At 60.7% G+C, this 20,441-nt stretch carries 27 protein-coding genes; 13 read left to right on the forward strand and 14 right to left on the reverse strand.

The genetic code is table 11. The features are described from left to right. The 5 genes from AC1DS5_RS21760 to AC1DS5_RS21780 all read left to right on the forward strand — a co-directional run. The coding region (locus AC1DS5_RS21760; protein WP_477720338.1) for an amino acid ABC transporter ATP-binding protein at window positions 1-444 on the forward strand (444 nt) is incomplete at its 5' end. A gap of 43 nt (window positions 445-487) precedes the next feature. Beyond that, window positions 488-703 (forward strand): hypothetical protein, encoded by a 216-nt coding sequence (locus tag AC1DS5_RS21765; protein WP_477720339.1) that lies wholly within the window; start codon window positions 488-490, stop codon window positions 701-703. Between the two features lie 285 nt (window positions 704-988). Continuing rightward, the gene (locus AC1DS5_RS21770; protein WP_477720340.1) at window positions 989-1,588 is read left to right on the forward strand and encodes a cytochrome b/b6 domain-containing protein; all 600 of its coding nucleotides are present in this window, start codon (window positions 989-991) and stop codon (window positions 1,586-1,588) included. A gap of 13 nt (window positions 1,589-1,601) precedes the next feature. Continuing rightward, entirely contained in the window at window positions 1,602-2,393 is a 792-nt protein-coding gene (locus AC1DS5_RS21775) for a molybdopterin-binding protein (protein ID WP_477720429.1), read from the forward strand. Window positions 2,394-2,494: 101 nt separating this feature from the next. Continuing rightward, entirely contained in the window at window positions 2,495-2,806 is a 312-nt protein-coding gene (locus AC1DS5_RS21780; protein ID WP_477720341.1) for a pentapeptide MXKDX repeat protein, read from the forward strand. Window positions 2,807-2,876: 70 nt separating this feature from the next. On the opposite strand, the gene AC1DS5_RS21785 is transcribed toward AC1DS5_RS21780, so the two are convergent. From AC1DS5_RS21785 to AC1DS5_RS21800, 4 genes are all read right to left on the reverse strand, one after another. Beyond that, window positions 2,877-3,089, reverse strand: a complete 213-nt coding sequence (locus AC1DS5_RS21785; RefSeq protein WP_477720342.1) for a DUF3820 family protein — start codon at window positions 3,087-3,089, stop codon at window positions 2,877-2,879. Further along, window positions 3,089-3,460, reverse strand: coding sequence for a translation initiation factor Sui1 (locus tag AC1DS5_RS21790; protein WP_477720343.1), 372 nt, complete (start codon window positions 3,458-3,460; stop codon window positions 3,089-3,091). The genes AC1DS5_RS21785 and AC1DS5_RS21790 overlap by 1 nt, the downstream gene beginning before the upstream one ends. A gap of 165 nt (window positions 3,461-3,625) precedes the next feature. Next, window positions 3,626-4,267, reverse strand: a complete 642-nt coding sequence (locus AC1DS5_RS21795; RefSeq protein WP_477720344.1) for an FHA domain-containing protein — start codon at window positions 4,265-4,267, stop codon at window positions 3,626-3,628. A 178-nt stretch (window positions 4,268-4,445) separates the two neighbouring features. After that, window positions 4,446-4,700: a hypothetical protein gene (locus AC1DS5_RS21800; RefSeq protein WP_477720345.1), complete on the reverse strand. Its 255-nt coding sequence runs from the start codon at window positions 4,698-4,700 to the stop codon at window positions 4,446-4,448. A gap of 41 nt (window positions 4,701-4,741) precedes the next feature. Here AC1DS5_RS21800 and AC1DS5_RS21805 point away from each other — a divergent pair, with 41 nt between their 5' ends. The 5 genes from AC1DS5_RS21805 to AC1DS5_RS21825 all read left to right on the forward strand — a co-directional run bounded on the left by AC1DS5_RS21805 (window position 4,742) and on the right by AC1DS5_RS21825 (window position 8,054). Beyond that, on the forward strand, window positions 4,742-5,338 hold the full coding sequence (locus tag AC1DS5_RS21805) for a 3'-5' exonuclease (protein WP_477720346.1): 597 nt from the start codon (window positions 4,742-4,744) through the stop codon (window positions 5,336-5,338). A 213-nt stretch (window positions 5,339-5,551) separates the two neighbouring features. Beyond that, a complete protein-coding gene (locus AC1DS5_RS21810; RefSeq protein WP_477720347.1) occupies window positions 5,552-6,643 on the forward strand; it encodes a Vgb family protein in 1,092 nt (363 codons plus the stop codon). A gap of 303 nt (window positions 6,644-6,946) precedes the next feature. Beyond that, entirely contained in the window at window positions 6,947-7,309 is a 363-nt protein-coding gene (locus tag AC1DS5_RS21815; RefSeq protein ID WP_477720348.1) for an HVO_A0114 family putative DNA-binding protein, read from the forward strand. A 68-nt stretch (window positions 7,310-7,377) separates the two neighbouring features. After that, window positions 7,378-7,722 (forward strand): toxin, encoded by a 345-nt coding sequence (locus AC1DS5_RS21820; RefSeq protein ID WP_477720349.1) that lies wholly within the window; start codon window positions 7,378-7,380, stop codon window positions 7,720-7,722. 11 nt (window positions 7,723-7,733) lie between these two features. Then, window positions 7,734-8,054, forward strand: a complete 321-nt coding sequence (locus tag AC1DS5_RS21825; protein WP_477720350.1) for a helix-turn-helix domain-containing protein — start codon at window positions 7,734-7,736, stop codon at window positions 8,052-8,054. Between the two features lie 260 nt (window positions 8,055-8,314). On the opposite strand, the gene AC1DS5_RS21830 is transcribed toward AC1DS5_RS21825, so the two are convergent. After that, the gene (locus AC1DS5_RS21830) at window positions 8,315-8,752 is read right to left on the reverse strand and encodes a hypothetical protein (RefSeq protein ID WP_477720351.1); all 438 of its coding nucleotides are present in this window, start codon (window positions 8,750-8,752) and stop codon (window positions 8,315-8,317) included. Between the two features lie 293 nt (window positions 8,753-9,045). Between AC1DS5_RS21830 and msrB the strand changes: the two genes are divergently transcribed. Further along, window positions 9,046-9,549, forward strand: a complete 504-nt coding sequence (gene msrB / locus AC1DS5_RS21835) for a peptide-methionine (R)-S-oxide reductase MsrB (protein WP_477720352.1) — start codon at window positions 9,046-9,048, stop codon at window positions 9,547-9,549. Next, window positions 9,546-10,274: a peptide-methionine (S)-S-oxide reductase MsrA gene (msrA, locus tag AC1DS5_RS21840; RefSeq protein ID WP_477720353.1), complete on the forward strand. Its 729-nt coding sequence runs from the start codon at window positions 9,546-9,548 to the stop codon at window positions 10,272-10,274. Before msrB ends, msrA begins: the two co-directional genes overlap by 4 nt. A 121-nt stretch (window positions 10,275-10,395) precedes the next feature. Here the strand turns inward: msrA and AC1DS5_RS21845 are convergent, their stop codons facing one another. Together AC1DS5_RS21845 and AC1DS5_RS21850 are read right to left on the reverse strand one after the other, a co-directional pair. Then, a complete protein-coding gene (locus AC1DS5_RS21845) occupies window positions 10,396-11,847 on the reverse strand; it encodes a hypothetical protein (RefSeq protein WP_477720354.1) in 1,452 nt (483 codons plus the stop codon). Between the two features lie 345 nt (window positions 11,848-12,192). Further along, complete coding sequence (locus AC1DS5_RS21850) at window positions 12,193-13,380, reverse strand: aminotransferase-like domain-containing protein (RefSeq protein ID WP_477720430.1); 1,188 nt, start codon at window positions 13,378-13,380, stop codon at window positions 12,193-12,195. Between the two features lie 20 nt (window positions 13,381-13,400). Here AC1DS5_RS21850 and nth point away from each other — a divergent pair, with 20 nt between their 5' ends. Next, window positions 13,401-14,039: an endonuclease III gene (nth, locus tag AC1DS5_RS21855; protein WP_477720355.1), complete on the forward strand. Its 639-nt coding sequence runs from the start codon at window positions 13,401-13,403 to the stop codon at window positions 14,037-14,039. 29 nt (window positions 14,040-14,068) lie between these two features. Here nth and AC1DS5_RS21860 read toward each other — a convergent pair whose 3' ends face one another. The 7 genes from AC1DS5_RS21860 to AC1DS5_RS21890 all read right to left on the reverse strand — a co-directional run bounded on the left by AC1DS5_RS21860 (window position 14,069) and on the right by AC1DS5_RS21890 (window position 20,392). Further along, window positions 14,069-14,722 carry a class I SAM-dependent methyltransferase gene (locus tag AC1DS5_RS21860; RefSeq protein WP_477720356.1) on the reverse strand — a complete coding sequence of 218 codons (654 nt, stop codon included), beginning with the start codon at window positions 14,720-14,722 and terminating at the stop codon, window positions 14,069-14,071. Window positions 14,723-14,738: 16 nt separating this feature from the next. Continuing rightward, entirely contained in the window at window positions 14,739-15,176 is a 438-nt protein-coding gene (locus AC1DS5_RS21865) for a universal stress protein (RefSeq protein WP_477720357.1), read from the reverse strand. Window positions 15,177-15,428: 252 nt separating this feature from the next. Beyond that, window positions 15,429-15,638 (reverse strand): hypothetical protein, encoded by a 210-nt coding sequence (locus AC1DS5_RS21870; protein ID WP_477720358.1) that lies wholly within the window; start codon window positions 15,636-15,638, stop codon window positions 15,429-15,431. A gap of 305 nt (window positions 15,639-15,943) precedes the next feature. Beyond that, window positions 15,944-16,720 (reverse strand): enoyl-CoA hydratase/isomerase family protein, encoded by a 777-nt coding sequence (locus AC1DS5_RS21875; RefSeq protein ID WP_477720359.1) that lies wholly within the window; start codon window positions 16,718-16,720, stop codon window positions 15,944-15,946. Then, window positions 16,717-17,955 (reverse strand): CaiB/BaiF CoA transferase family protein, encoded by a 1,239-nt coding sequence (locus tag AC1DS5_RS21880; protein WP_477720360.1) that lies wholly within the window; start codon window positions 17,953-17,955, stop codon window positions 16,717-16,719. The genes AC1DS5_RS21875 and AC1DS5_RS21880 overlap by 4 nt, the downstream gene beginning before the upstream one ends. 158 nt (window positions 17,956-18,113) lie before the next feature. Continuing rightward, window positions 18,114-19,088 (reverse strand): Bug family tripartite tricarboxylate transporter substrate binding protein, encoded by a 975-nt coding sequence (locus AC1DS5_RS21885; protein ID WP_477720361.1) that lies wholly within the window; start codon window positions 19,086-19,088, stop codon window positions 18,114-18,116. Window positions 19,089-19,171: 83 nt separating this feature from the next. After that, window positions 19,172-20,392, reverse strand: coding sequence for a pyridoxal-phosphate-dependent aminotransferase family protein (locus AC1DS5_RS21890; protein ID WP_477720362.1), 1,221 nt, complete (start codon window positions 20,390-20,392; stop codon window positions 19,172-19,174). Window positions 20,393-20,441 lie beyond the last annotated feature (49 nt).

Here is a 20,441-nt window from a genome sequence, read left to right on the forward strand (position 1 = left end):
GTGCTGGAGAACATCACGCTGGCGCCGACCAAGGTGCGCGGGCTGACCGCGCTGGAAGCGCGCAACCGCGCCAGCGAGCTGCTGGTGAAGGTGGGCCTGCTGGACAAGATCAATGCCTACCCGAACCAGCTCTCGGGCGGGCAGCAGCAGCGCGTGGCGATTGCCCGGGCGCTGGCGATGCAGCCGCGCATCATGCTGTTTGACGAGCCGACCTCGGCGCTGGACCCGGAGATGGTCGGGGAGGTGCTCAACGTCATGCAGGCCCTGGCCGAGGAGGGCATGACCATGGTCGTCGTCACCCACGAGATGGGCTTTGCCCGCCAGGTGGCGGACCGGGTCATCTTCATTGATGAGGGACTGGTGGTGGAGGAAGGCACACCCGCCGCCATCTTCGACCAGCCGCAGGAAGAGCGCACGCGCAGGTTCCTCAGCAAGGTCCTGTAACCCCGTAACCCCTTAACCCAGCGCTTCACCAAGGAAACGATCCATGAAAAAACTTCTGCTGCTGGTTTGCGTCCTGATGACGGGCTGCGCCGCCGAACTGATCAGCGCGAACGAAAAGACCATCATCGTGCAGGCGCGGCGCCAGGACGTTGCGAACGCTCAGGACATTGCTGAAGCCGAATGCCAGAAGCGCGGTCTGCATGCCAGGCTGACCAGCAAGCCCGCCAGCAACCAGTTTGGATTTGATTGCGTGCGGTGATTTAAAACATTCGCCTTTCTTCTTTTAGGAAGGCAGCCGCCATCTTCGACCGGCCGCAGTAAGAGCCCACGCGCCGCTTCCTCGGCAAAGTCCAGTAGTCCTCCTGCAGTCCTTTCCCCAACAGGGCCTGGCCCCTCGCGGGGCACCTCAAACCCATCTACGGGTTTTCCATGAATCCCAACCGGTTGTAAGAAACCGGCGCACCGCCCGACCAATCGTCAACACGCAGCAAAACTGCCGCGGAAACCCTGGGAGTCCCAGGCTTTGTTGGCGAATGAGGAGCACATGATGGATACCGGCAAGCAGGTGATTCACCCCGGGTGGTTGCGGGCCATGCACTGGCTCAACGCCCTCGCGGTCGTGGTCCTGATGATGAGCGGCTGGAGAATCTACAACGCCACCGCCTTCCTGGGCTTCACAATTCCGAAAGACATCACGCTGGGCGGCTGGCTGGGGGGCGCCCTCCAGTGGCACTTTGCCGCCATGTGGGTGCTGGGCGTCAATGGCCTGCTTTACCTGGCCTTCAACCTCGCCACCGGCCGCCTGCTGCGCAAGTTCTTTCCGCTCTCTCCCCGCGCCCTGCTGGCCGATTTGCAGGCCGCGCTCAAGGGCCGGCTCGCCCATGCCGACCCGCGGCATTACAACATGGTGCAGCGCCTGGCCTACCTGTTTGTGATGGTCGACACCGTCCTGCTGGTGATCTCTGGCCTGGTGCTCTGGAAATCGGTGCAATTCCCCCTGCTGCGCGAACTGATGGGCGGCTACGAAGGCGCCCGGCTGGTGCACTTTTTTGCCATGGCCGCACTGGCCGCGTTTGTGGCGGTTCACCTGGTGATGGTGGCGCTGGTGCCGCGCACGCTGCTGTACATGGTTCGCGGCCGCTAAGGAGCCTGACATGATGATCAAACCCCCTCCCCGCCTGGCCATTGACGGCGATGCCGTGCTCAAGGAAGCCGTGAGCCGCATCAGCCATGCCGCCCGCATCAGCGAGCCCGCCCGCCGCGACTTCCTGCGCCGCTCGCTCACGCTTGGCGGCCTGTCCATGCTCACGGGTTGCACGCTGGTGGATGAAGCCAGCATTGACACGGCATTGATGCGGATTTCCCGCATGAATGACAAGGTGCAGGGCTGGCTGTTTGACCCCAACCGCCTGGCCCCCACCTACCCCGACTCGATGATCACGCGCCCCTTCCCCTTCAATGCCTACTACAGCGAGAGCGAAGTGCGCCAGATCGAGGAAGGCAGCTACCGCCTGGAGGTCACCGGCCTCGTCGCCGACAAGCGCAAATGGGCGCTTCCGGAGCTGCGCGCCATGCCGCAGGTTGACCAGGTCACCCGCCACATCTGCGTCGAAGGCTGGAGCGCGATCGGCAAATGGGGCGGTGTGCCGTTTGCCAGCTTTCTGCGCCGGGTCGGTGCGGACCTGACTGCCAAATACGTTGGTTTCAAGTGCGCCGACGACTACTTCACCAGCATCGACATGCCAACCGCCTTGCACCCGCAAACCGTGCTGGCGCTCACCTACGACGGGCAGCCGTTACCCCCCAAATACGGCTTTCCGATGAAGCTGCGCATGCCCACCAAGCTGGGCTACAAGAATCCCAAACATATCCAGGCGATTTTCGTCACCAACACCTACCCTGGCGGCTACTGGGAAGACCAGGGCTACAACTGGTTCGGAGGTAGCTGAGCCTGCTCAGAGACCCTGCAACGCCGGCAATAGCTGAATCATCGACTTCAGCATTGCCGTTTTATTCAACAACTGATTCATCACCACCAAGGAAAACAACCATGAAAACACTGACCGCCGCCCTCCTGTCTGCCTGCATGCTTTTCGCCGGCGCTAGCGTCATGGCACAGGACGCCATGAAAAAGGATGCGATGGGCAAAGATGCGATGTCGAAGGACGCCATGGCAAAAGACACGATGGCTAAAGACACCATGTCAAAGGACGCGATGAAAAAAGATGGCATGAAGAAAGATGCCATGAAAAAGGATCACATGGCCAAAGCCGGCATGGCCAAGGACGGCATGAAAAAAGACGCTATGGGTAAAGATGCTATGGGTAAAGACGCCATGGCCAAGGACGAGATGAAAAAGTAAGGCGATTGCGAAGGACGTTCCGGGAGGGCTGTGCCTTGCAGGCCGCCTCCGGAATTCATTTCAATAAACCCTATCGCTTGCGAAGCGGATCCAGCAGGGACGACAGGCCGTTGTGGTCGATTTCGTGCATCAGCGCCAGCAGGCGACCAATCTCGCCCTTCGGAAAACCTTCACGGGCAAACCAGTTGAGGTAGTTGCCAGGCAAGTCGGCAATCAGCCGCCCCTTGTACTTGCCGTAGGGCATTTCGCGGGTCAGCAGGAGCTGTAGGTCTTCGGAGTTCACTAACCACCGCTCCGCTTGACGACATATCCCTGCTTCTTCAGCGCCTGCATGACCAGGTCGCAATGCTCGCCCTGCACCTCAATCACACCGTCCTTCACCGTGCCGCCTGAGCCGCACGCGGTCTTGAGCTGCTTGCCCAGCTGGGCCAGGGCCATCGCATCCAGCGCCAGCCCCTTCACCACGGTCACGCTTTTCCCGCCACGGCCTTTGGTCTCCCTGGAAACATAGGCCACACCGCCGGACTTTCCGCCAGTCGTTGCCAGGGCCTTGAGTTGACGGCACACACAGCCCGCCACGGGCTTGCGGCAGTCGGGGCACATACGTCCCCCGTCAGTGGAATAAACGAGTCCGCCGGATGGATTGCTTTTCATGGATGGGTTGGGCTTGGCAGCCAGGGGAAAGAGCAGGCCGGACGAATCTGCCACGGCGCAATAAAGATTTGAAACCTGCCGGCCGGTGCAAAGCCTTCGCAACAGCGCGGCTTGCGTCCCGACAGGGCCATTCGATAAGTACTTCAATGAGTACTTCGATAAGTGTTATCGGGGTTGCAGCAAAAACTCCATCTCGGTTCCCGCCAGGTTCAACACATCGTGGTGGCTCAAGGGAATCGCCTTGTACCCGATTGATTTGCCATTGAGCGTGGGCTGTGTCTCACCGTCCATATGGGCGACGTAATAACCATCGCGCCGATGAGAAATGGCCACGACCGCCACGCCCGGCCGGCCAAAAGTCGTCACCGCCTTGACCACCGGAACCTCCAGCCCCGCCGAAGAACCCGACAAGACCTTGAGGCTGGCCTGCAACGCGCCGCTGGTGCCCGGAAAACCAAGCGCCTCCAGCGGCATGGTGCCCGTTTTTTCGGATACGAGAGGCTGCTCATGCTCGGAGGCCGAGAGATACTGAATCCTGAAATTACCAATGGCGATGATGTCCTTGTCCAGCAGCAGCTGCCTGGACTTGATCATCTGGCCATTGATATAGGTCCCGTTGGTACTGCCCAGGTCCTCGATATACACATCCGCGAGGCCCTTGAGTTCAAACACGCAGTGCTCGCCGCTCACCACCAGGTTGTCAAGCACGATGTCGTTATAAGGTCTGCGGCCAAGCGTCGTTCTGTTGTTCTTCAGATAAACATGCTGGATTTCGACGCCTTCGACAGATGCGATGAGTTGTGGCATAGAACCTCCCCTCCTGCGTTATACGCCGCCAGACACGCCTGGCGCGGTGGCGACAATTGATGGTAGCCGTGCTGCCACAAAGGCACAAGGCCAAGACTATGACAAAGCCGTCCCCAGTATAAAAGCATGTGCCGGGACTTTGCTTGAAGGCGCTGCCGGGTCAGTCCAGTCAGTCGGGTCAGTCCGGCACAAAGCGTGCCTTGAACTTCAGTTCGTCTTCGGGCTGCTCGAACGTCGCCACCTGCCCCATCTTCATGTCTGCCAGGCGGCAGGCCGAAAACAGGCTGTATTTGCCCTTGAGGTCGTAGCTCTCCATGTCAATCAGCATGTAGGGGTACGGCACAAAAACCTGGTGCGGGAAAACCGTCCGGTGCCGGTTGCGGGGCGATGGGAAAAGTTTGTAGGTGTCTGTTGTAATGCTTTGTGCTGCCATGATGTGGGTCGCTCTCTCCCTATTTTGATGCATGGAACCCTATGACCGAGCTTCTCGTAACACCTGGTAAAGAACAAATCGCGCTGCTTGAACCTTTCGAGCGGCTGAGGTTGGCTCAGATACAGGTGGTTTCAACGCCGCAGCAGGCCGGCAGGGCGCTGGAGGAACTCGCAGGCATCACGGCCCTGGGGTTTGATACTGAATCCAAACCGACCTTTGCCAAAAACGAGGCGTCCGACGGGCCCCACATCGTTCAGCTGTCTACACTGGAGAAGGCCTATATCTTTCAATTGCAGGACACCGAATGCCGCCGCGCCGTAGCCGTGCTGCTGGAGTCGCCGGCCATCATCAAGGCCGGCTTCGGCCTGGGAGACGACCGCCGGCGTCTCATCAGCAAATTCGGCGTTGACCCGCAAGGTGTGCTTGACCTGAACACCGTGTTCAGAAAAAAAGGCTACCGCAAGGACATGGGTGTGCGGGGGGCGGTGGCCGTGGTTTTCAACAAGCGGTTCATCAAGTCCAGAAAAGCCACCACCTCCAACTGGGCCAACAGCAAGCTGTCCGACGCGCAGATCATCTACGCCGCCAATGACGCCTATGCGGCGCTCAGGGTCTTCATGGCGCTTGAGTTGAACTGACCGCTCAGGGAACGCCGTGATTTACGGCGGGATCCAGAGAAGGGCCATCGACGGCACGGCCAAGCCACCAGCTGGCGCGCCCTCCCACAGCGCTCACAGCGCCCGCAGCCCCTGCAGCCCTTGTATGCGGCAGCACATTGCCGCCACAATGACCTGGCACGACCTTGTCCAACCGGTCCCGAACGCGCAGGAGAAACTGCCATGGCGCTGCGAATGCATTCCCAACCAATCCACATGACTCGCCACACGACTCGTCACCTGAACCGCCGCGCCGCGCTGGCGGCGTTAACGGGACTAACGGGGCTCTCGGGCATCGCCCTGGGCGGGGTGTATGCCACCGTCCTGCTCTCGCCCGGCACCGGGCGCGCACAGGCAACGGGCACCTCTCGCCTGCAATCCTGGCCGCTCAACACCCCGCGCAGCACAGGCATTCATGACGTAGCGCCTGCGCCCGGTGGCGGGGTCTGGTTCTCGGCGCAGCGCAGCGGGCACCTGGGCTGGTTTGACCCGCGCACCGGCAAGTCCGAGCTGATCGCCCTGGGAAGCAATGGCGGCAGCTCGTCGCCGCATGGCGTGATTGCCGGGCCCGACGGCGCGGCCTGGCTGACCGACGGCGGACAAAATGCCATTGCACGCGTGAGCTGGCCGGCGCGTGAAGTGAAGCTCTTCCCCCTGCCTGCCGGAACACCCTACGCCAACCTCAACACCTGCGCCTTTGATGGCAACGGCGACCTGTGGTTTACCGGGCAAGGCGGCTACGTGGGCAAGGTGGCCGTGCGCACCGGCGTGGTCAGCGTGAAAGAGTCACCACGCGGACGCGGGCCCTACGGCATTTGCGCCACACCGAAGGGCGACGTCTGGTGGTGTTCGCTGGCCGGGTCCTTCATTGCGCAGATAGACCGCAACACCGGCGAGTCACGCGTGATTGAACCACCCACCCAGCGCCAGGGCGCGCGCCGCGTCTGGTCCGACAGCCGCGGCCGCATCTGGGTGGCCGAGTGGAACAGCGGCAACCTCTCCGTGCACGACCCGGCATTGGGCATGGGCGCCAACAGCTGGCACACCTGGAAAGCACCCGGCGCCGACCCGCACGTGTACGCCGTGTATATCGACGACAAAGACATCGTCTGGGCCTCCGAGTGGAGCAACAACGCCATGCTGCGCTTCGACCCGCGCGCCGAGAAGTTCGAGGTGATCGCGATGCCCCGTCCCGCGGCCAACATCCGCCAGATACTCGGCCGGCCGGGGGAAGTCTGGCTGCCCGAAAGCGGCACGGAGTTTATTTCGGTGATCAGGACGGGGTGAGCGCCGGTAACTTCAGGGCTGAGGGGCATGCCCACGCACTGGTCATTGAAGGCCTGACCCGCTATCCATGGATCCCGGATCGGGGCTGTCCCGGACCTGATTCAGTGTCCCGGATGACCAACCAGTGAGTTGCTTCACCGTACGGGAGCCGAGCTTGATTTCTATATTGTAATTTTGCAATATATTGCTAAAATGCAATATACATGCAAGCAAAAGCCGAATGCCAGAGCCAGGGAGATACGTGATGACAGTTCTGAGGTTGAGATTGTTGTCTGGCACGACATAGGAACCTGGAACTAAGCCATGAAAGCAGTCATTGAAATCGCCCCACGCGGCTCCGTGTTCAGCGTAGCCCGCAAGCAGCTCAAAGCGGCTGAGGCCAGCCCAAAATACGGGGCCGACTACCACCTGAGCTTTGAATCAGCTCGCGCCCTGTTTTCAGAGCTGACACCTGCGCGCATCGACCTGCTGGAAGCGCTGCGACAGTGCGGCCCCTGCTCGGTCTATGCGCTGGCCAAAACCGTGGAGCGCAACTACTCGAACGTACACACGGACATCGGAAAGCTGGAGGAGCATGGACTGGTCAAGCGCACGCCGGACGACACGGTGTTTGTGCCTTTTGAATCGGTGGAGATCCATTTGGCCTTGTTCAAAAAGGCCATTTGAAGCCACAGGCTGTCAGCCATCCATTCGCTATCAACCATAAACCATACGCAACTAGCGTACAATAAATCTTGCAAGCAGTATTCATCGAACTACCTCCCTTTGAACGCATGAGGCAGGGCTATCTCGACGACCAGGCCTACCGTCAGCTACAACTCGACTTGATGGCAAACCCGGAGGCGGGTGATGTGATTGAGGGCACGGGCGGTTTGCGCAAATTACGCCAACCAGATCCCCGCCGAGGTAAAGGCAAACGCGGCGGCTTGCGAGTGATTTATTACTGGTGGTTGGGCGGCGGGCAGTTTTGGCTTTTTACCGTGTACGACAAAGATCAGGCTGATGATTTGACGCCCGTTCAACGCAAGACATTGAAGCAACTGCTTAAAAGCGAGCTGGAGCAGCGGCAACCCAAGTAAAGGCAAACATCATGAAGAAGAAAAGGCGCGACATTTTTTCAGAATTGACTGAAGGTTTCGACGCGTTGAAATCGCAGCGCGAAGGCAAACTCACGCTGCGCACCTTCAAAGTAGTAAGCAACCCTGCGCCAACACTCTCCCCGCAAGACGTCGTGAACGTGCGCGAGCAATTGCACTTGTCGCGCCCCGTGTTCGCGCGCTATCTGCGCACCAACCCACGCACGCTTGAAAACTGGGAGCAGGGGCGCGCAAAGCCCAATGCCCAGGCAGCGCTGCTGATCAAAATGGTGGCGCAGTTTCCGGATATGGTGGAGCGGCTGGAGGCCGTTTGACCTTTTGGAAAATTAAAGTTTGCCCCAGATTACCCCGGTGCCGGCTCCGTGACCAGGATGGAGAAGCACTCATGCCATCAGCGCCCCCAGATAAGGGCACATCACATTGGCCACGCAGTTAACAGCCACATAGGAAAAATCAGCAGCACCAGACCTCGACTGACCGAACCGTCATCGCGGGCCTGATCCGCAATCCATGCGTCCCGGATCGAGTCCGGGAAAACAAACCAGGGCAAGGGCTTGACCGAGCCGCATTGCTCCTAAGGTAGCGTGCCCTCCGCCACGCGCCGATAACGCACCTGGCGCTTGCGAACATTGTCTGTACCGATGAATTCATTGCGCGACTCGAACCGGACCTCGAACGCGGCATACGGAAACTTGGGTGCGGAAGGTTTCTGCCCGTCGATGTTGGTGTAGCGGCGCTTCAGGTTGGTGCCGTCAAAGTGCCATTCGCCGGTGTGATGGTGCTGGAGCAGCACCCCGTCGCGCAGGGTGACCGTTGACATTTCGCCAAACTGGCCGTCCTGCGCCAGCACCAGCACGCGGCGCACCCGGGTCCCGTTTTCTTCATAGTCCCGCAGCCATGTTCCCGTCAGCTGCAGCTGGACATCTTCGGCGTGCGAATCGTCGGGCGGGCCGTTGCAGGCCGCCAGCGCGCCCAGCATCAGAACAGCGCAAAGCCTGAAGATCTTGTGCATGCCTGTGATTGTGGCGCGGGTTTGGAGTCCATGACGCCCACGCGATTACCCCGCGAATCCTGGCCGGGAACCGAACGCGGACATCTTCATCCAATTTCAGTATCCGCAGGGTGTTCCCCCTGGTTCCCCCTCTGCTGCTCTTCTTCTGCTCCTCTTCTAAAAAAGAAAAGCGGCGCAAAAAGCAAAACCTGGCCCGATCTGGCCTGATGGGGCTCCTGGACTCAGCCTGTAAGAAACAGGCCCCCTCGCCGACCAACAGCCATGGCCCACTTTGGGCAACGCGAAAGACACTCATGATGACCCGCAGAAACTCTTTGTTGAAATTTGGCGCACTCTCCGCCGGCGTAGCCGCCGCCCTGGCCGGCATGCGCGGCCTGCTGGTGGCCACGCCAGCGCACGCGGCACGGGTTTATGAAGTCGCCCACAGCGATGCCGAATGGCAGAAGCTCCTCAGGCCCGACCAATACCGCGTCTTGCGCCAGGCCGGCACCGAGCCCCCCTACACCAGCCCGCTGAACAAGGAAAAGCGCGCAGGCGTTTTTACCTGCGCAGGTTGCGCCCTGCCCCTTTTTTCGTCGGCCACCAAGTTTGAAAGCGGCACCGGCTGGCCCAGCTTCTGGCAACCCATGGACAAGGCCGTGGTGGAAGAAAGCGACACCACCTTGTTCATGAAACGAGTAGAAGTGCTGTGCCGCCGCTGCGGCGGGCACCTGGGCCATGTGTTTAACGACGGCCCCAAACCCACCGGCCTGCGCTACTGCATCAACGGCCTGGCCCTTAACTTCAAGGCAGCATGATGATGAACAAATACCTTTTCACCCTTGGCGCAGTCGCACTGGCTGCATGGGTTTTTGTGGGCGGCGGCATGGGCGTGAGCTCAGCAGAAGAAAAAGCCGTCAAACTGCCCACCCCGGCCATCGACATGCCGGCCACCGCGCTGGCAGGCCCGCAGTCGGGCAACGCCACAGCCGTGTTCGCCGGCGGCTGCTTCTGGGGCGTGCAAGCCGTGTTCCAGCACACCCAGGGCGTCCTCAACGCCGTATCGGGCTATGCAGGCGGCGACAAAGCGACCGCCAGCTACGAGATGATCGGCTCAGGCCGCACCGGCCACGCCGAATCCGTGCAGATCACCTACGACCCGAAAAAGATTTCATACGGCAAGCTGCTGCAGATTTACTTTTCGGTGGCGCACGACCCAACAACATTGAACCGCCAGGGCCCGGACAGCGGCACGCAATACCGGTCCGCCGTTTTTTACCAGGACGCCAACCAGAAAAAAGTGACCGAGAGCTACATCGCGCAGCTGGACGCAGCCAAGGTGTTTCCCAGCAAAATCGTGACGCAGCTCACGCCGCTAACCGCCTTCTACCCGGCGGAGGCTTACCACCAGGACTACGCAACCCTGCACCCGAACCAGCCTTACATTGCGCGGTTTGATTTACCGAAGATCGCAAATTTGAAGGCGGTGATGCCTGAGGTGTATCGGGACAAGCCGGTGCTGGTGTCGCAAGCTGGCAAGTAGGGCTGGAATGGTGCGGGCTTGTTGAGAGAAATTGGATTCTGACTTCGATTGCCGTGCCATGGTTCGAGCCAGTTGTGGCACCGCAATAAGGCAGATGATGGTAACTGGGAAATTTCCATTCCTACATGATCAAGTCAGTAAATTTTTTCCGTAAAAGTGGATACTCCGAGCCTCCGTTGGAGGATCTGTAATCAGCCACAAGTTGCGCTAGGTCAGCATCGCTTAATGTGATGACGTAGCCTCTATTGTCCTGAGCCGTGTCCTTACAACTGGCTGCGAGCTTTGACGGATTCTGAACCGACCGACATACCAGTAGTCCGACTTGACCACGACTGGGCGAAAAACGACCCGCTAGCTGGTCAAATTCTGGATTGGCGATTTCCTTGCCGTAGTTCTTGCATTCCACAAATATGTGTGAACTGGGATAGTGCGACAGCACCCACTGAAAGAATCCGCTCGTGGGATTGTTGACGTAGGTAATGTCGATCCGCTTTCTTCCATCATGAATTTTAAGCTGTTTGGTCGGCGATGAAAGCGATGGAAAGAATAGTGCACTAAGTAGCTTCTCGATGGCATCCTCGTAATTAGTTGAATCTTCCCGGCCAGTTGGAATCGCTGCTAACGCGGCGAGTAGAGCTGTAAAGTTAGGCGGTGCAATATTTTCGATTTCTGCCAGCTGTTCATGAGTAATCGGCCTAGAGGACCGCTGCGCTGCTTCTCGGTACTCGTTCAGCGCTTCCGGGTGTCGCAAAGTCTCACGAGCTATCGTCAATTTATCGGCACCATATTTTTCTTTTAAGCTCTTTTTGGTCACACGCTTGCGACCGTCTTTTAAGGTCTGCACTAACCCAGTGTTCAGGTGCTTCTCTGACTCTTGCATGGCTGGGAGAAGGTGGTGAGTGAAATAGGTCGAATAGTCATAAACGAACCGATGGCGGACCGCCAATTTAGGAATAAGAAGGAGCTTTCCAAATGGAGTCACAGGTAAGGGGATGAGCGAGTCCTCCCATACCTCCGTATGCACGTTCCAAATGGGTCCTGACGCGATCCCATCCGAGAGCGGAATGTCGTAATAATTGCAGATGTCTTGTGTGTAGCGAATTAGCGGCCCGCGGAGAATATTACAAACGGCGTCTGAAATCCGGTCTGGCCCGACTCCCTCGATGAATAGGCATGCGTCTTCAATGTCTTTTAGCAAACCAGTGTTCCCTGCTTGGCTTTTCGACAATGCTTTCCAGACCTCCTTGGCGTAGCCTTTGCCAAAGGCTCGTCCATCCGATAAACCGCTTGAAAATCCCAAGTGAAATTCGTTCTTTTCCGTGAGCGCCTCAAGCATATGAGTGCCAGCAGCTCGGTCGTCTGCCTTCAAGTGCCGCAGTAATGTCTCAAAGAAATGTTGCAGAAGCGAATTGCACTCTGAGGCCCACGGACTCTGCATAGTTCTAAGTCTGCTCGGATCTAGGAACACAGGAGTGTCGTTTCCAATCGGAACATCAACAAAATCAAGGGTGGTTTGATCGCGACCGAGCTTGAAGTACCGCGAAACTCGCATCTTCGGGTTGGGTTTCGCCATTATTTTTGCCTTAAATTGATCCGTGGTGTCATCGAAATGCGTCGCGATGCTGAACCCGCGTTTGCCCGGTTTAGGTAACACGGGGGGCTATAAATACAAAAGACACATAGTACGGGGTTTGTTACAAACCTCTCTCCTCCAATTGGAGGATAAGCCCTGAAAGAGTCGGCTTCGGCGATCCCGTTACGCCCGTGATACGCGGCAAAAAACGGCTTTATTGGTTGCTGCGGCAAAAAAAAACGGGGCACTACAAGAGTGCCCCCAAATTCCGAACTGTGTGGCTCCCCATACGGGGCTCGAACCACGCCCCCTCAAGACCGATTCAAAAATCGGCAGCGCACACGGCTAAAGCGCCTTCCCCAAGCGCCCCACGCCTTCCTCAATCTTCGCCACATCCGCCGTCGCAAAGCTGAGCCGCAGCGTAGCCACATCCGGATTGCTCGCATAAAACGGCGAGCCCGGCACAAAGGCCACGCCCTGCTCGATTGCCTTCTTCGCAAACTCGCTCGCGTCTTTTGTCTTGCCGCCGGCGCCGGTCAGCCGGGCCCAGAAGAACAGTCCACCCTGCGGCTGTACAAAATCGATCGCGTCGCCCAGTTCGCGCTTCAGCGCAGCGCCCATGGCAGCGGCGCGCTCGGCATACACCTGGCGCACACGGGTCAAGGTGGACGGCATGCGCCCGCATTTGAGGTACTGGGATGCCGTGGCCTGGGCAAAGGTGCTGGTGTGGGCATCGCTGAACTGCTTGCACATGGTGGCTTTGGCCAGCAGCTCGGGTTGGGCAATCAGCCAGCCTATGCGCAGGCCCGGTGACAACACCTTGCTGAGCGAGCCGCAATGGGCCAGCAGGTCGCGGCTGCCGGGCACGGTTTCGCTCAGGGCCAGCAGTGACGGTGGCGGCGGCTCGGAAAAATACAGGTCTCCGTAGGGGTCGTCTTCGACGATCAAGGTGTTGTATTTGACGGCCAGCTCCAGCACCTTCTTGCGGCGCTCCAGGCTCAACAGGGCGCCGCTGGGGTTGCCGAAGGTGGGAATCAGGTACACAAACTTTGGCTTGTGCGTGGCAATCAGTTTTTCCAGCTCATCGGTTTTCACGCCGTTGGCATCGATGGGTGCGCTGATGAGTTCTGCGCCGTAGAGCCTGAAGCACTGGATGGTGGCCAAAAAGGTGGGGCCTTCCACGATCACCTTGTCGCCGGGCGAAATCATGGTTTTGCCGATCAGGTCCAGCGCCTGCTGGCTGCCGGTGGTCACGATCAGCTCGTCGGCAGCCACCACGGCGCGCTTGGTGGCCATGAAGGTGCTGAGCTGGTCGCGCAGCGGCTGGTAGCCTTCGGTGGCGCCGTACTGCAGGGCCGGGCCGGCCTCTTCATTCAGCACATTGCCGCTGGCTTCCTTCAGGCCCTCCACATCAAACATGGCGGGGTCGGGAAAGCCGCCGGCAAAACTGATGATGCCGGGCTTGCCCAGCAGTTTGAACAGTTCGCGGATGGCGGAGGTTTCGACATTGTTGAGGCGGTCGGCAAATTGCAGGGGCATGGGAGAATCGATCCATGAAGAAGGAATACATCGAGCCGTTTTTTGCCACCTTGCGAGCGGCCAATCCACTGCCCGTTACTGAATTGAAGTATACGAGCGTGTTCGAACTGCTGGCTGCGGTGCTACTTTCGGCGCAGGCCACGGATGTGGGGGTCAACAAGGCCACCCGCAAGCTATTTGCGGCAGCCCCCACGCCGCAGGCCATTCTGGACCTGGGACTGGAAGGCCTGGAGAATTACATCAAGACGATTGGCCTGTACCGCACCAAGGCCAAAAACCTGCTGGCCACCTGCCGGATTCTGGTCGAGCAGCATGGCGGCCAGGTGCCGCGCACCCGCGAAGCACTGGAAGCACTGCCCGGCGTCGGCCGCAAAACGGCCAATGTGGTGCTCAACTCGGCTTTCGGCGAAGCGGTGATGGCGGTGGACACGCACATCTTTCGCGTGAGCAACCGCACCGGGCTGGCACCGGGTAAAAATCCGCTGGAAGTCGAGATCGGGTTGCTCAAGCGCGTGCCCACCGAATATCTGGTGGATGCGCACCACTGGCTCATATTGCACGGGCGCTATGTGTGCACCGCGCGCAAGCCCCTGTGCTGGCAATGCGCGGTCGAGCCATTCTGCGATTTTCAGCCCAAGACGCCACGGCCCTGAACGCTGTAACGGTGTGGCCGGGCGGCGTTCTACGGCTTTGATGGCTTGGGCTTGCCACGCACACCGCTGGCGATGTAGATCGCGCCCATGCAGCGGGTCTGCACATCAAGGGGGCCGAGCAGCGCGCCAAGCTTGTCCCAGGGACTGCCCAGCCCTTCGAGTGAGGTGGTGGAGTGCAGCGCAATCGGCAGCACGAACCAGTTGACCGGCCAGGCCCAGGGTCCGGCCCATTGGATTCCCGCGGCCACCACGTGCGCCGCAGGCTTGAGATGCTCGACGACATGGGCAACGGCCTCGGGCGAGCGCAGGATGTCGTGGGTGAAATGAAAGAGCGCCGCATCGGCCATCCGCTCTATGACTGCCGTCTCGACTGGCGCGCACAGCAGCGTCACATTGCGCCACCCCTGCTGCTCCACGCGGCCCCGCGCCAGCTGCAGCATTTCGGGACACTGCTCGATGCCGATGACATGCCCCTTCGGGCCGACCTCCTGTTGCAGCCGCCCCAGGCTCAGGCCAGTGCCGCAGCCCACATCGAGCACGGTGTCGCCGCGCCGCAGTGCCAGTTGCGAGATGGCTTCCTGGCGGATAGGCTCGAACAGGGCCAGTTCAAGATCGTAAAAGCTGGCACGGCTGCGGTATTGCGCCAATGCGGCCGCTCGGTCGGGTGTTGTATCGGTCCACATCGCAGGGCCGCATCCGTCAAGGGGTGATCACGACGAGCACGCTACACGGCGCGTGCTCAATCAGCGCGCCCGAGATGGAGCCGCGCCACCAGCGTGCCGCCCAGCTGTCCAGGTGCCTGTGGCCAACGACGATGAGGTCGGCGTCGATCCTGGTCGCGTAATTGGTGATTTCGTCGACGGCGTCGCCGACCAGCACTTCGCCGCGGGCGGTGTGCCCCGACTGCGAGAGCCGCGCAAGCCCGTCGTCTAGCACGGCCTGGTACTTTTTCTTCTCGCTTTCCTCGAACTCCTTGCTGTAAATACCCCCTTCCAGGCCAACCAGGCCCATCGACAAAGGCATGACAGCAATCAGGAACAACTCGGCCTGACTCCACTGGGCGAGGTCGTTGCAGTCCAGCAGAGCCTTCTGTCCGGCATCGGAACCGTTGTAAGCCAACAAGATACGCTTGTACATAAGTCACCTCCTGACTGGAAAGTCACGCGGTTCGAGCCGCGCCTCCAGCATAGCCCTAATGTGGCCACATGGGAAATAACCGGGAACCAAGATCGGCCGCACCCGGGCGGGCTGCCGGGGACGCGAGCCTGGGCGCAGGCCGGGACGCGAGCTGCGTGGTGGCGCCACGGTGGCACCATGATGGGGAGACGCCCCAAAAATGCCCGCCGCTCCCGTCCGCCCGGAAGGCTGTGCCGGCGGGCAGCCAGCCGCTCAGCGAGCGAACGATCCGTCGGCGCGGATCATCGTCAGGGCGACGAAGCGTGAGCCCAGGTTGCTCTGCTTGCCGTAGGTGAGCGCAAAGCCGCCGAGGTCTTCGTTGGTGAATGACTCCAGCGTGCTGATGACCCTGGCGCGCGTGAGCGGTGCGGCCGCTTTCTGCAAGGCGCGGACCACGAGCTTGGCGTTCAGGAAACCTTCCATGCTGTTGTAGCTGAACTTCTTGTCGGCCGTGGCAGAGATGATCGTCTGGTATTTCGTTCATGCCGCGAACATAGTCGGTGGTCAGGGCCGCGGAGGTTCCCGACAAATCCCCGGACGACGAGCCCGTTTGACGAATCGTTGGGGATCAGTCTTCACCCCGGCCTTGACCAGATGCGCTGCTTGCAGCAGCCGTCGAGCTACTGGAACTACCCGAACTACCCGAACTACCCAAACTACTCGAACTACTCGAACTACTCGAACTACTCGAACTACTCGAACTACTCGAACTACTCGAACTACTCGAACTACTCACCCTTCCACACCGGGCTTCTTTTGGCGACAAACGCCTCCACGCCTTCATGAAAGTCGCGACTGCCATAGCACTTGCGTATCAGGTCTTCCGCATCGGGCAAGCCCTGCACCAGCAAACGCCTCAAGCCCTCCTTGGTCACGCTTTGGGTGACCGGAGCCAATGAGGCCAGGCGCTCGCACAAATGGGCCGCCTCGGCGCCCAGCTCTGCGGGCTCGCAAATCTGATGGAGAAAACCGCATGCCAGGGCTTCATCGGCATTCAGCAGTTCGGCAAGCAGCAACATGCGCTTGACACGCTGCATACCCCACACGGCGCTGAGCCGCGCCAGGTTGGCCATCGACAGGCAATTGCCAAGGGTCCTGGCAATCGGCACGCCAAAGCGGGAGGCCGGGGTTGCCAGGCGGAAATCGCAGGCGGTGGCAATGGCCAGGCCACCGCCTATGGTCCAGCCGCTGATCACCGCCACGGTCGGCATCGGCAATGATTCGATCAGGCCAATGCCGCGGTCGATGGTGCGCTCATAGGCCACGCCATCTTCACCACTCTCGAATGCCTGGAACTGCTCGATGTCGGTGCCGGCCACAAAGGCCTCACCGCCCGCGCCCTCGAAGGTCACGACGCGAACCGTATGATCCGTTTGCAGCGCTTCGCAAATGCGGCCCAGCTGCCCGTACATGGCCCAGGTCATGGCATTGCGCGCCTGCGCACGGTCGAACACCACCGAGGCCACGCCGGCATTGACCGTCAGGTGTACTGCCCCGTCACTCATGCTGCAAACGCGCCTTGCGCCCGAAGTTCGGCAAGCTCGCCGGCGCCAATGCCCATCTCGCCGAGCACCTCGTCGGTGTGCTCCCCCAGCAAGGGCGGATGCCGGCGCACCTGCTGCGGCGTGCCGGACAGCTTGACCGCAAAGCCGATGTTGGGCACCGAACCTTCCACCGGGTGGTCAATCTCCATGCGCATGCCGCGCGCGCGCGCATGCTCGCTGCCGAAAGCCTCCGGGTAGGAGAGGATGGGGCCGGCCGGAATACCGGCGTCGAGCAAGGTTTGTACCCAATAGTCTTTGGGGTGCTGGCGGAAAGTGCGCTCTAGCTCGGTCTCCAGCGCGGGGCGATTGGCCAACCTCAGCGAGATGGTGGTGAAGCGCGGGTCCCGCAGCAACTCCTGCCGCTCCAGCAGCACGCACAGTTGCTGCCACAGCTTCTGGTTGTTAGCGCCCATCACGAAATAGCCGTCCGAGCAGGCCATGGCTTGGTAAGGCGCTGTCATCTTGTTGGACGTGCCCAGTGGTTCGGGCGGTTTGCCCGTGCCCCAGTAGTCGCAGATGTCCCAGACCGAGAAAGCCAGCGCCGAGTCGAACAGGGATGCATCCACATGCTGGCCTTCGCCGCTTGCTTTGGCCCCGATGTAGGCCGACAGGGTGGCATAAACGGCAAACAGGGCACAGCCAATGTCGGCCACCGGCACGCCGGCCTTCACCGGCGGGCTGTTGGGGTAGCCGGTCACGCTCATCACACCCGACATGGCTTGCGCCATGAGATCGAAGCCCGGTCGGTCGGCCCAGGGGCCGGTCTGGCCGAAGCCCGAGATGCTGGTGTACACCAGGCGCGGATTGATTTCTTTCAAGACCTCGTAGCCCAGGCCCAGCCGCTTCATCGCACCGGGGCGATAGTTCTCGAGAAGGATATCGGCGTCCTTGACCATGCGCAACAGCACCTCGCGCCCGGCCTTGGACTTCAGGTTGAGCGTGACGCTGCGTTTGTTGCGGTTCATGTTCAGGAAACCCAGGCTGTCGGCACCCTTCATCTTGAAACCCATCGCGCCGCGCGTCTGGTCGCCCGCGCCGGGCGGCTCGACCTTGATCACGTCGGCGCCCAGGTCGGCCAGCAACATGCAGGCATAAGGGCCGGCCATCACCTGGCTGACATCGAGCACCCGCACACCGGCCAGGGGCAGCGGACGCGCCGCTTTCTTCGCCTGTTCATTCGTTGACGCTTCTTTCACTCGGTGGTCCTTGTGGAGGGATGTTGATCGTTTGCGGAAGTGGAAAATCCTCCCAGGCAAACCCGGGAGGTGACGGTTGGGATGCCGCGATGGCAGCACCCTCGAAAAAAGCAAAACAGGCTTCAGGACCAGCTCAGCGCGCCCCCGATGCCCATGGCTCAGGCTTCGCCCTTGACGCCACCGTCCTTGATGATCCTGGCCCACTTGATCTGCTCGGCGCGCATGAAGTCCCCGAACTTTTCGGTCGAGCCACCGCCATCCTGGGCGCCCGAGGCCGCCAGCTTTTCCATCACGTCGGGCATCAGCATGACCTTGTTGACATCCTCGTTCATGCGCTTGGCCATGGCCAGAGGCATCTTCGCGGGACCGGCCAGCCCGTACCACGTCGTCGCCTCGAAGCCGGGGAAGCCCGACTCGGCCATGGTCGGAACGTTGGCGTAGGCGCCCACGCGCTGCTGGCGCGTCTGCGCAAGGGCGATGGCCTTGCCGCTCTTCACGTGGGGCGTGGCCGCCGTCATGGTGTCGAAGCTGTACTGAATGGTCCCGCCGATCAGGTCGGTGAGCATCGGGCCCGAGCCCTTGTACGGCACGTGGATGGCCTTGACCTTGGCGGCCAGCATGAACATCTCCAGCGCCAGGTGCTGCGCGCTGCCCGTGCCGGCCGAGCCGAAGCTCACACCGCCCGGGTTGGCGCGGCACAACTCGACCAGATCCTTCACGGTCTTGGCCGGCTGGTTTTCATTGCAGATCAGCAGGTTCGGCGTGATGCCGACCAACACGACCGGCTGGAAGTCCCTGGCCGCGTCGTAGTTCACTTTCTGCAGGGCGGGCGTGATCGCCTGGCTGTTGATGTGCGCCATCAGCAAGGTGTTGCCATCACCGGGCTGCTTGGCCACGTAATCGGCAGCGATGGTACCCGAGGCGCCCGCCTTGTTCTCGACGATGACCTGCGTCTTCCACATGTCGCCGAGCTTCTGGCCGATCACCCGCGCCAGGATATCGGTGCCGCCGCCGGGGGCAAAGCCCACGACGATGCGAATCGGCCCGTTGGGCAGGGTCTGCGCCATCAGCGAGGGAAAGGCGAGTGTGGCGGCGCTGGCCGCGCTGACGGTTACGAAGGTTCTGCGTTGCATGGTTTTGTCTCCAGGAATAGTTGTGATCAGTTGGAATTCAGCGAAGCTCGGCAAACAGGAAAGTGGAACAAGAAAAGAGATCGTCAGGCTGCCTTGCGCTGCGGAACCACGGCGGCGTGGCTTGAAAAATGGTCCATCGCGGCCTGCACGCCCGAGCCCGCCAGCTTGACGCCTGCGAGCTTGAGGCCCATTTCGCAGCCCGACAGCGCAGCCATCAGGGTCAGGTCGTTGCAGTCGCCCAGGTGGCCGATGCGGAACATCTTGCCCTTGACTTTGCCCAGGCCCGTGCCCAGTGAGCAGTCAAAGCGCTCGTAAATAATTTTGCGCACGGCGTCGGCGTCTATGCCTTCGGGCGTCATCACGCCGGTCAGGACGGGCGAATACACGGCCGGGTCGGCGCACTGGATCAGCAGGCCCCAGGCCCTGACCGCGGCGCGCACGCCTTCAGCCCAGCGCAGGTGCCGCGCAAACACCACGTCCAGCCCGTGCTCAAGCAGCATGTCGCAGGCTTCGTTGAGCCCATACAGCAGGTTGGTGTTGGGTGTCGACGGCCAGTAGCCGGTCTTGTTCATTTCAATGATCTCGTCCCAGGCCCAGAACGATTTGGGCAACCGGGCCGTTTTGCTGGCTTCGAGGGCCCTGGCCGACACGGCGTTGAAGCTGATGCCGGGCGGCAGCATCAGGCCCTTTTGCGAGCCGCTGATGCTGACGTCCACGCCCCACTCGTCGTGCCGGTAGTCGGCCGACGCCAGGCCGGAGATGGTGTCCACCAGCAGCAGCGCCGGGTGTTTGGCGGCATCGATGGCCTTGCGCACGGCCGCGATGTTGCTGGTCACGCCGGTGGAGGTTTCGTTGTGCACCACGCAGATCGCCTTGATGCTGTGCTGCGTGTCCGCCTTCAGCCGCTCCTCGATCATGTCGGCCCGCACACCATGGCGCCAGGCCTCGGCGCCGGACAAGCTCATCACTTCGGTTTTCAGGCCCAGACGCGCCGCCAGCTTGTGCCACAACGCGGCAAAGTGGCCGGTTTCATACATCAGCACATGGTCGCCGGGGCTCAGCGTATTGGCCAGCGCCGCCTCCCAGGCACCGGTCCCCGAGGCCGGGTAGATGATGACGGGCTGTTTGGTCTGAAAAATTTCCCGGATATCGGCCAGCACCTTGAGGCCCAGCGCCGCAAACTCCGGACCACGGTGATCAATCGTGGGCAGGCTCATGGCCCGCAAGATACGGTCAGGTACCGGTGACGGGCCGGGAATCTGCAGGAAATGGCGGCCGGTGGGATGAAAATCGAGCGTCAACATGCGGGGTGTTCCTCAAAGGCGATAATAGAGTGAAGCCGTATTTTTTGCA

The sequence above is a fragment of the Polaromonas sp. P4_H1 genome, assembly GCF_056400945.1.

Coding starts and splice junctions, on each gene's coding strand:
- AC1DS5_RS21765 (WP_477720339.1), top strand. CDS start 488: ATGAAAAAACTTCTGCTGCTGGTTTGCGTCCTGATGACGGGCTGCGCC.
- AC1DS5_RS21770 (WP_477720340.1), top strand. CDS start 989: ATGATGGATACCGGCAAGCAGGTGATTCACCCCGGGTGGTTGCGGGCC.
- AC1DS5_RS21775 (WP_477720429.1), top strand. CDS start 1,602: ATGATCAAACCCCCTCCCCGCCTGGCCATTGACGGCGATGCCGTGCTC.
- AC1DS5_RS21780 (WP_477720341.1), top strand. CDS start 2,495: ATGAAAACACTGACCGCCGCCCTCCTGTCTGCCTGCATGCTTTTCGCC.
- AC1DS5_RS21790 (WP_477720343.1), bottom strand. CDS start 3,460: ATGAAAAGCAATCCATCCGGCGGACTCGTTTATTCCACTGACGGGGGA.
- AC1DS5_RS21795 (WP_477720344.1), bottom strand. CDS start 4,267: ATGCCACAACTCATCGCATCTGTCGAAGGCGTCGAAATCCAGCATGTT.
- AC1DS5_RS21800 (WP_477720345.1), bottom strand. CDS start 4,700: ATGGCAGCACAAAGCATTACAACAGACACCTACAAACTTTTCCCATCG.
- AC1DS5_RS21805 (WP_477720346.1), top strand. CDS start 4,742: ATGACCGAGCTTCTCGTAACACCTGGTAAAGAACAAATCGCGCTGCTT.
- AC1DS5_RS21810 (WP_477720347.1), top strand. CDS start 5,552: ATGCATTCCCAACCAATCCACATGACTCGCCACACGACTCGTCACCTG.
- AC1DS5_RS21815 (WP_477720348.1), top strand. CDS start 6,947: ATGAAAGCAGTCATTGAAATCGCCCCACGCGGCTCCGTGTTCAGCGTA.
- AC1DS5_RS21825 (WP_477720350.1), top strand. CDS start 7,734: ATGAAGAAGAAAAGGCGCGACATTTTTTCAGAATTGACTGAAGGTTTC.
- AC1DS5_RS21830 (WP_477720351.1), bottom strand. CDS start 8,752: ATGCACAAGATCTTCAGGCTTTGCGCTGTTCTGATGCTGGGCGCGCTG.
- msrB (WP_477720352.1), top strand. CDS start 9,046: ATGATGACCCGCAGAAACTCTTTGTTGAAATTTGGCGCACTCTCCGCC.
- msrA (WP_477720353.1), top strand. CDS start 9,546: ATGATGATGAACAAATACCTTTTCACCCTTGGCGCAGTCGCACTGGCT.
- AC1DS5_RS21845 (WP_477720354.1), bottom strand. CDS start 11,847: ATGGCGAAACCCAACCCGAAGATGCGAGTTTCGCGGTACTTCAAGCTC.
- nth (WP_477720355.1), top strand. CDS start 13,401: ATGAAGAAGGAATACATCGAGCCGTTTTTTGCCACCTTGCGAGCGGCC.
- AC1DS5_RS21860 (WP_477720356.1), bottom strand. CDS start 14,722: ATGTGGACCGATACAACACCCGACCGAGCGGCCGCATTGGCGCAATAC.
- AC1DS5_RS21865 (WP_477720357.1), bottom strand. CDS start 15,176: ATGTACAAGCGTATCTTGTTGGCTTACAACGGTTCCGATGCCGGACAG.
- AC1DS5_RS21870 (WP_477720358.1), bottom strand. CDS start 15,638: ATGGAAGGTTTCCTGAACGCCAAGCTCGTGGTCCGCGCCTTGCAGAAA.
- AC1DS5_RS21875 (WP_477720359.1), bottom strand. CDS start 16,720: ATGAGTGACGGGGCAGTACACCTGACGGTCAATGCCGGCGTGGCCTCG.
- AC1DS5_RS21885 (WP_477720361.1), bottom strand. CDS start 19,088: ATGCAACGCAGAACCTTCGTAACCGTCAGCGCGGCCAGCGCCGCCACA.
- AC1DS5_RS21890 (WP_477720362.1), bottom strand. CDS start 20,392: ATGTTGACGCTCGATTTTCATCCCACCGGCCGCCATTTCCTGCAGATT.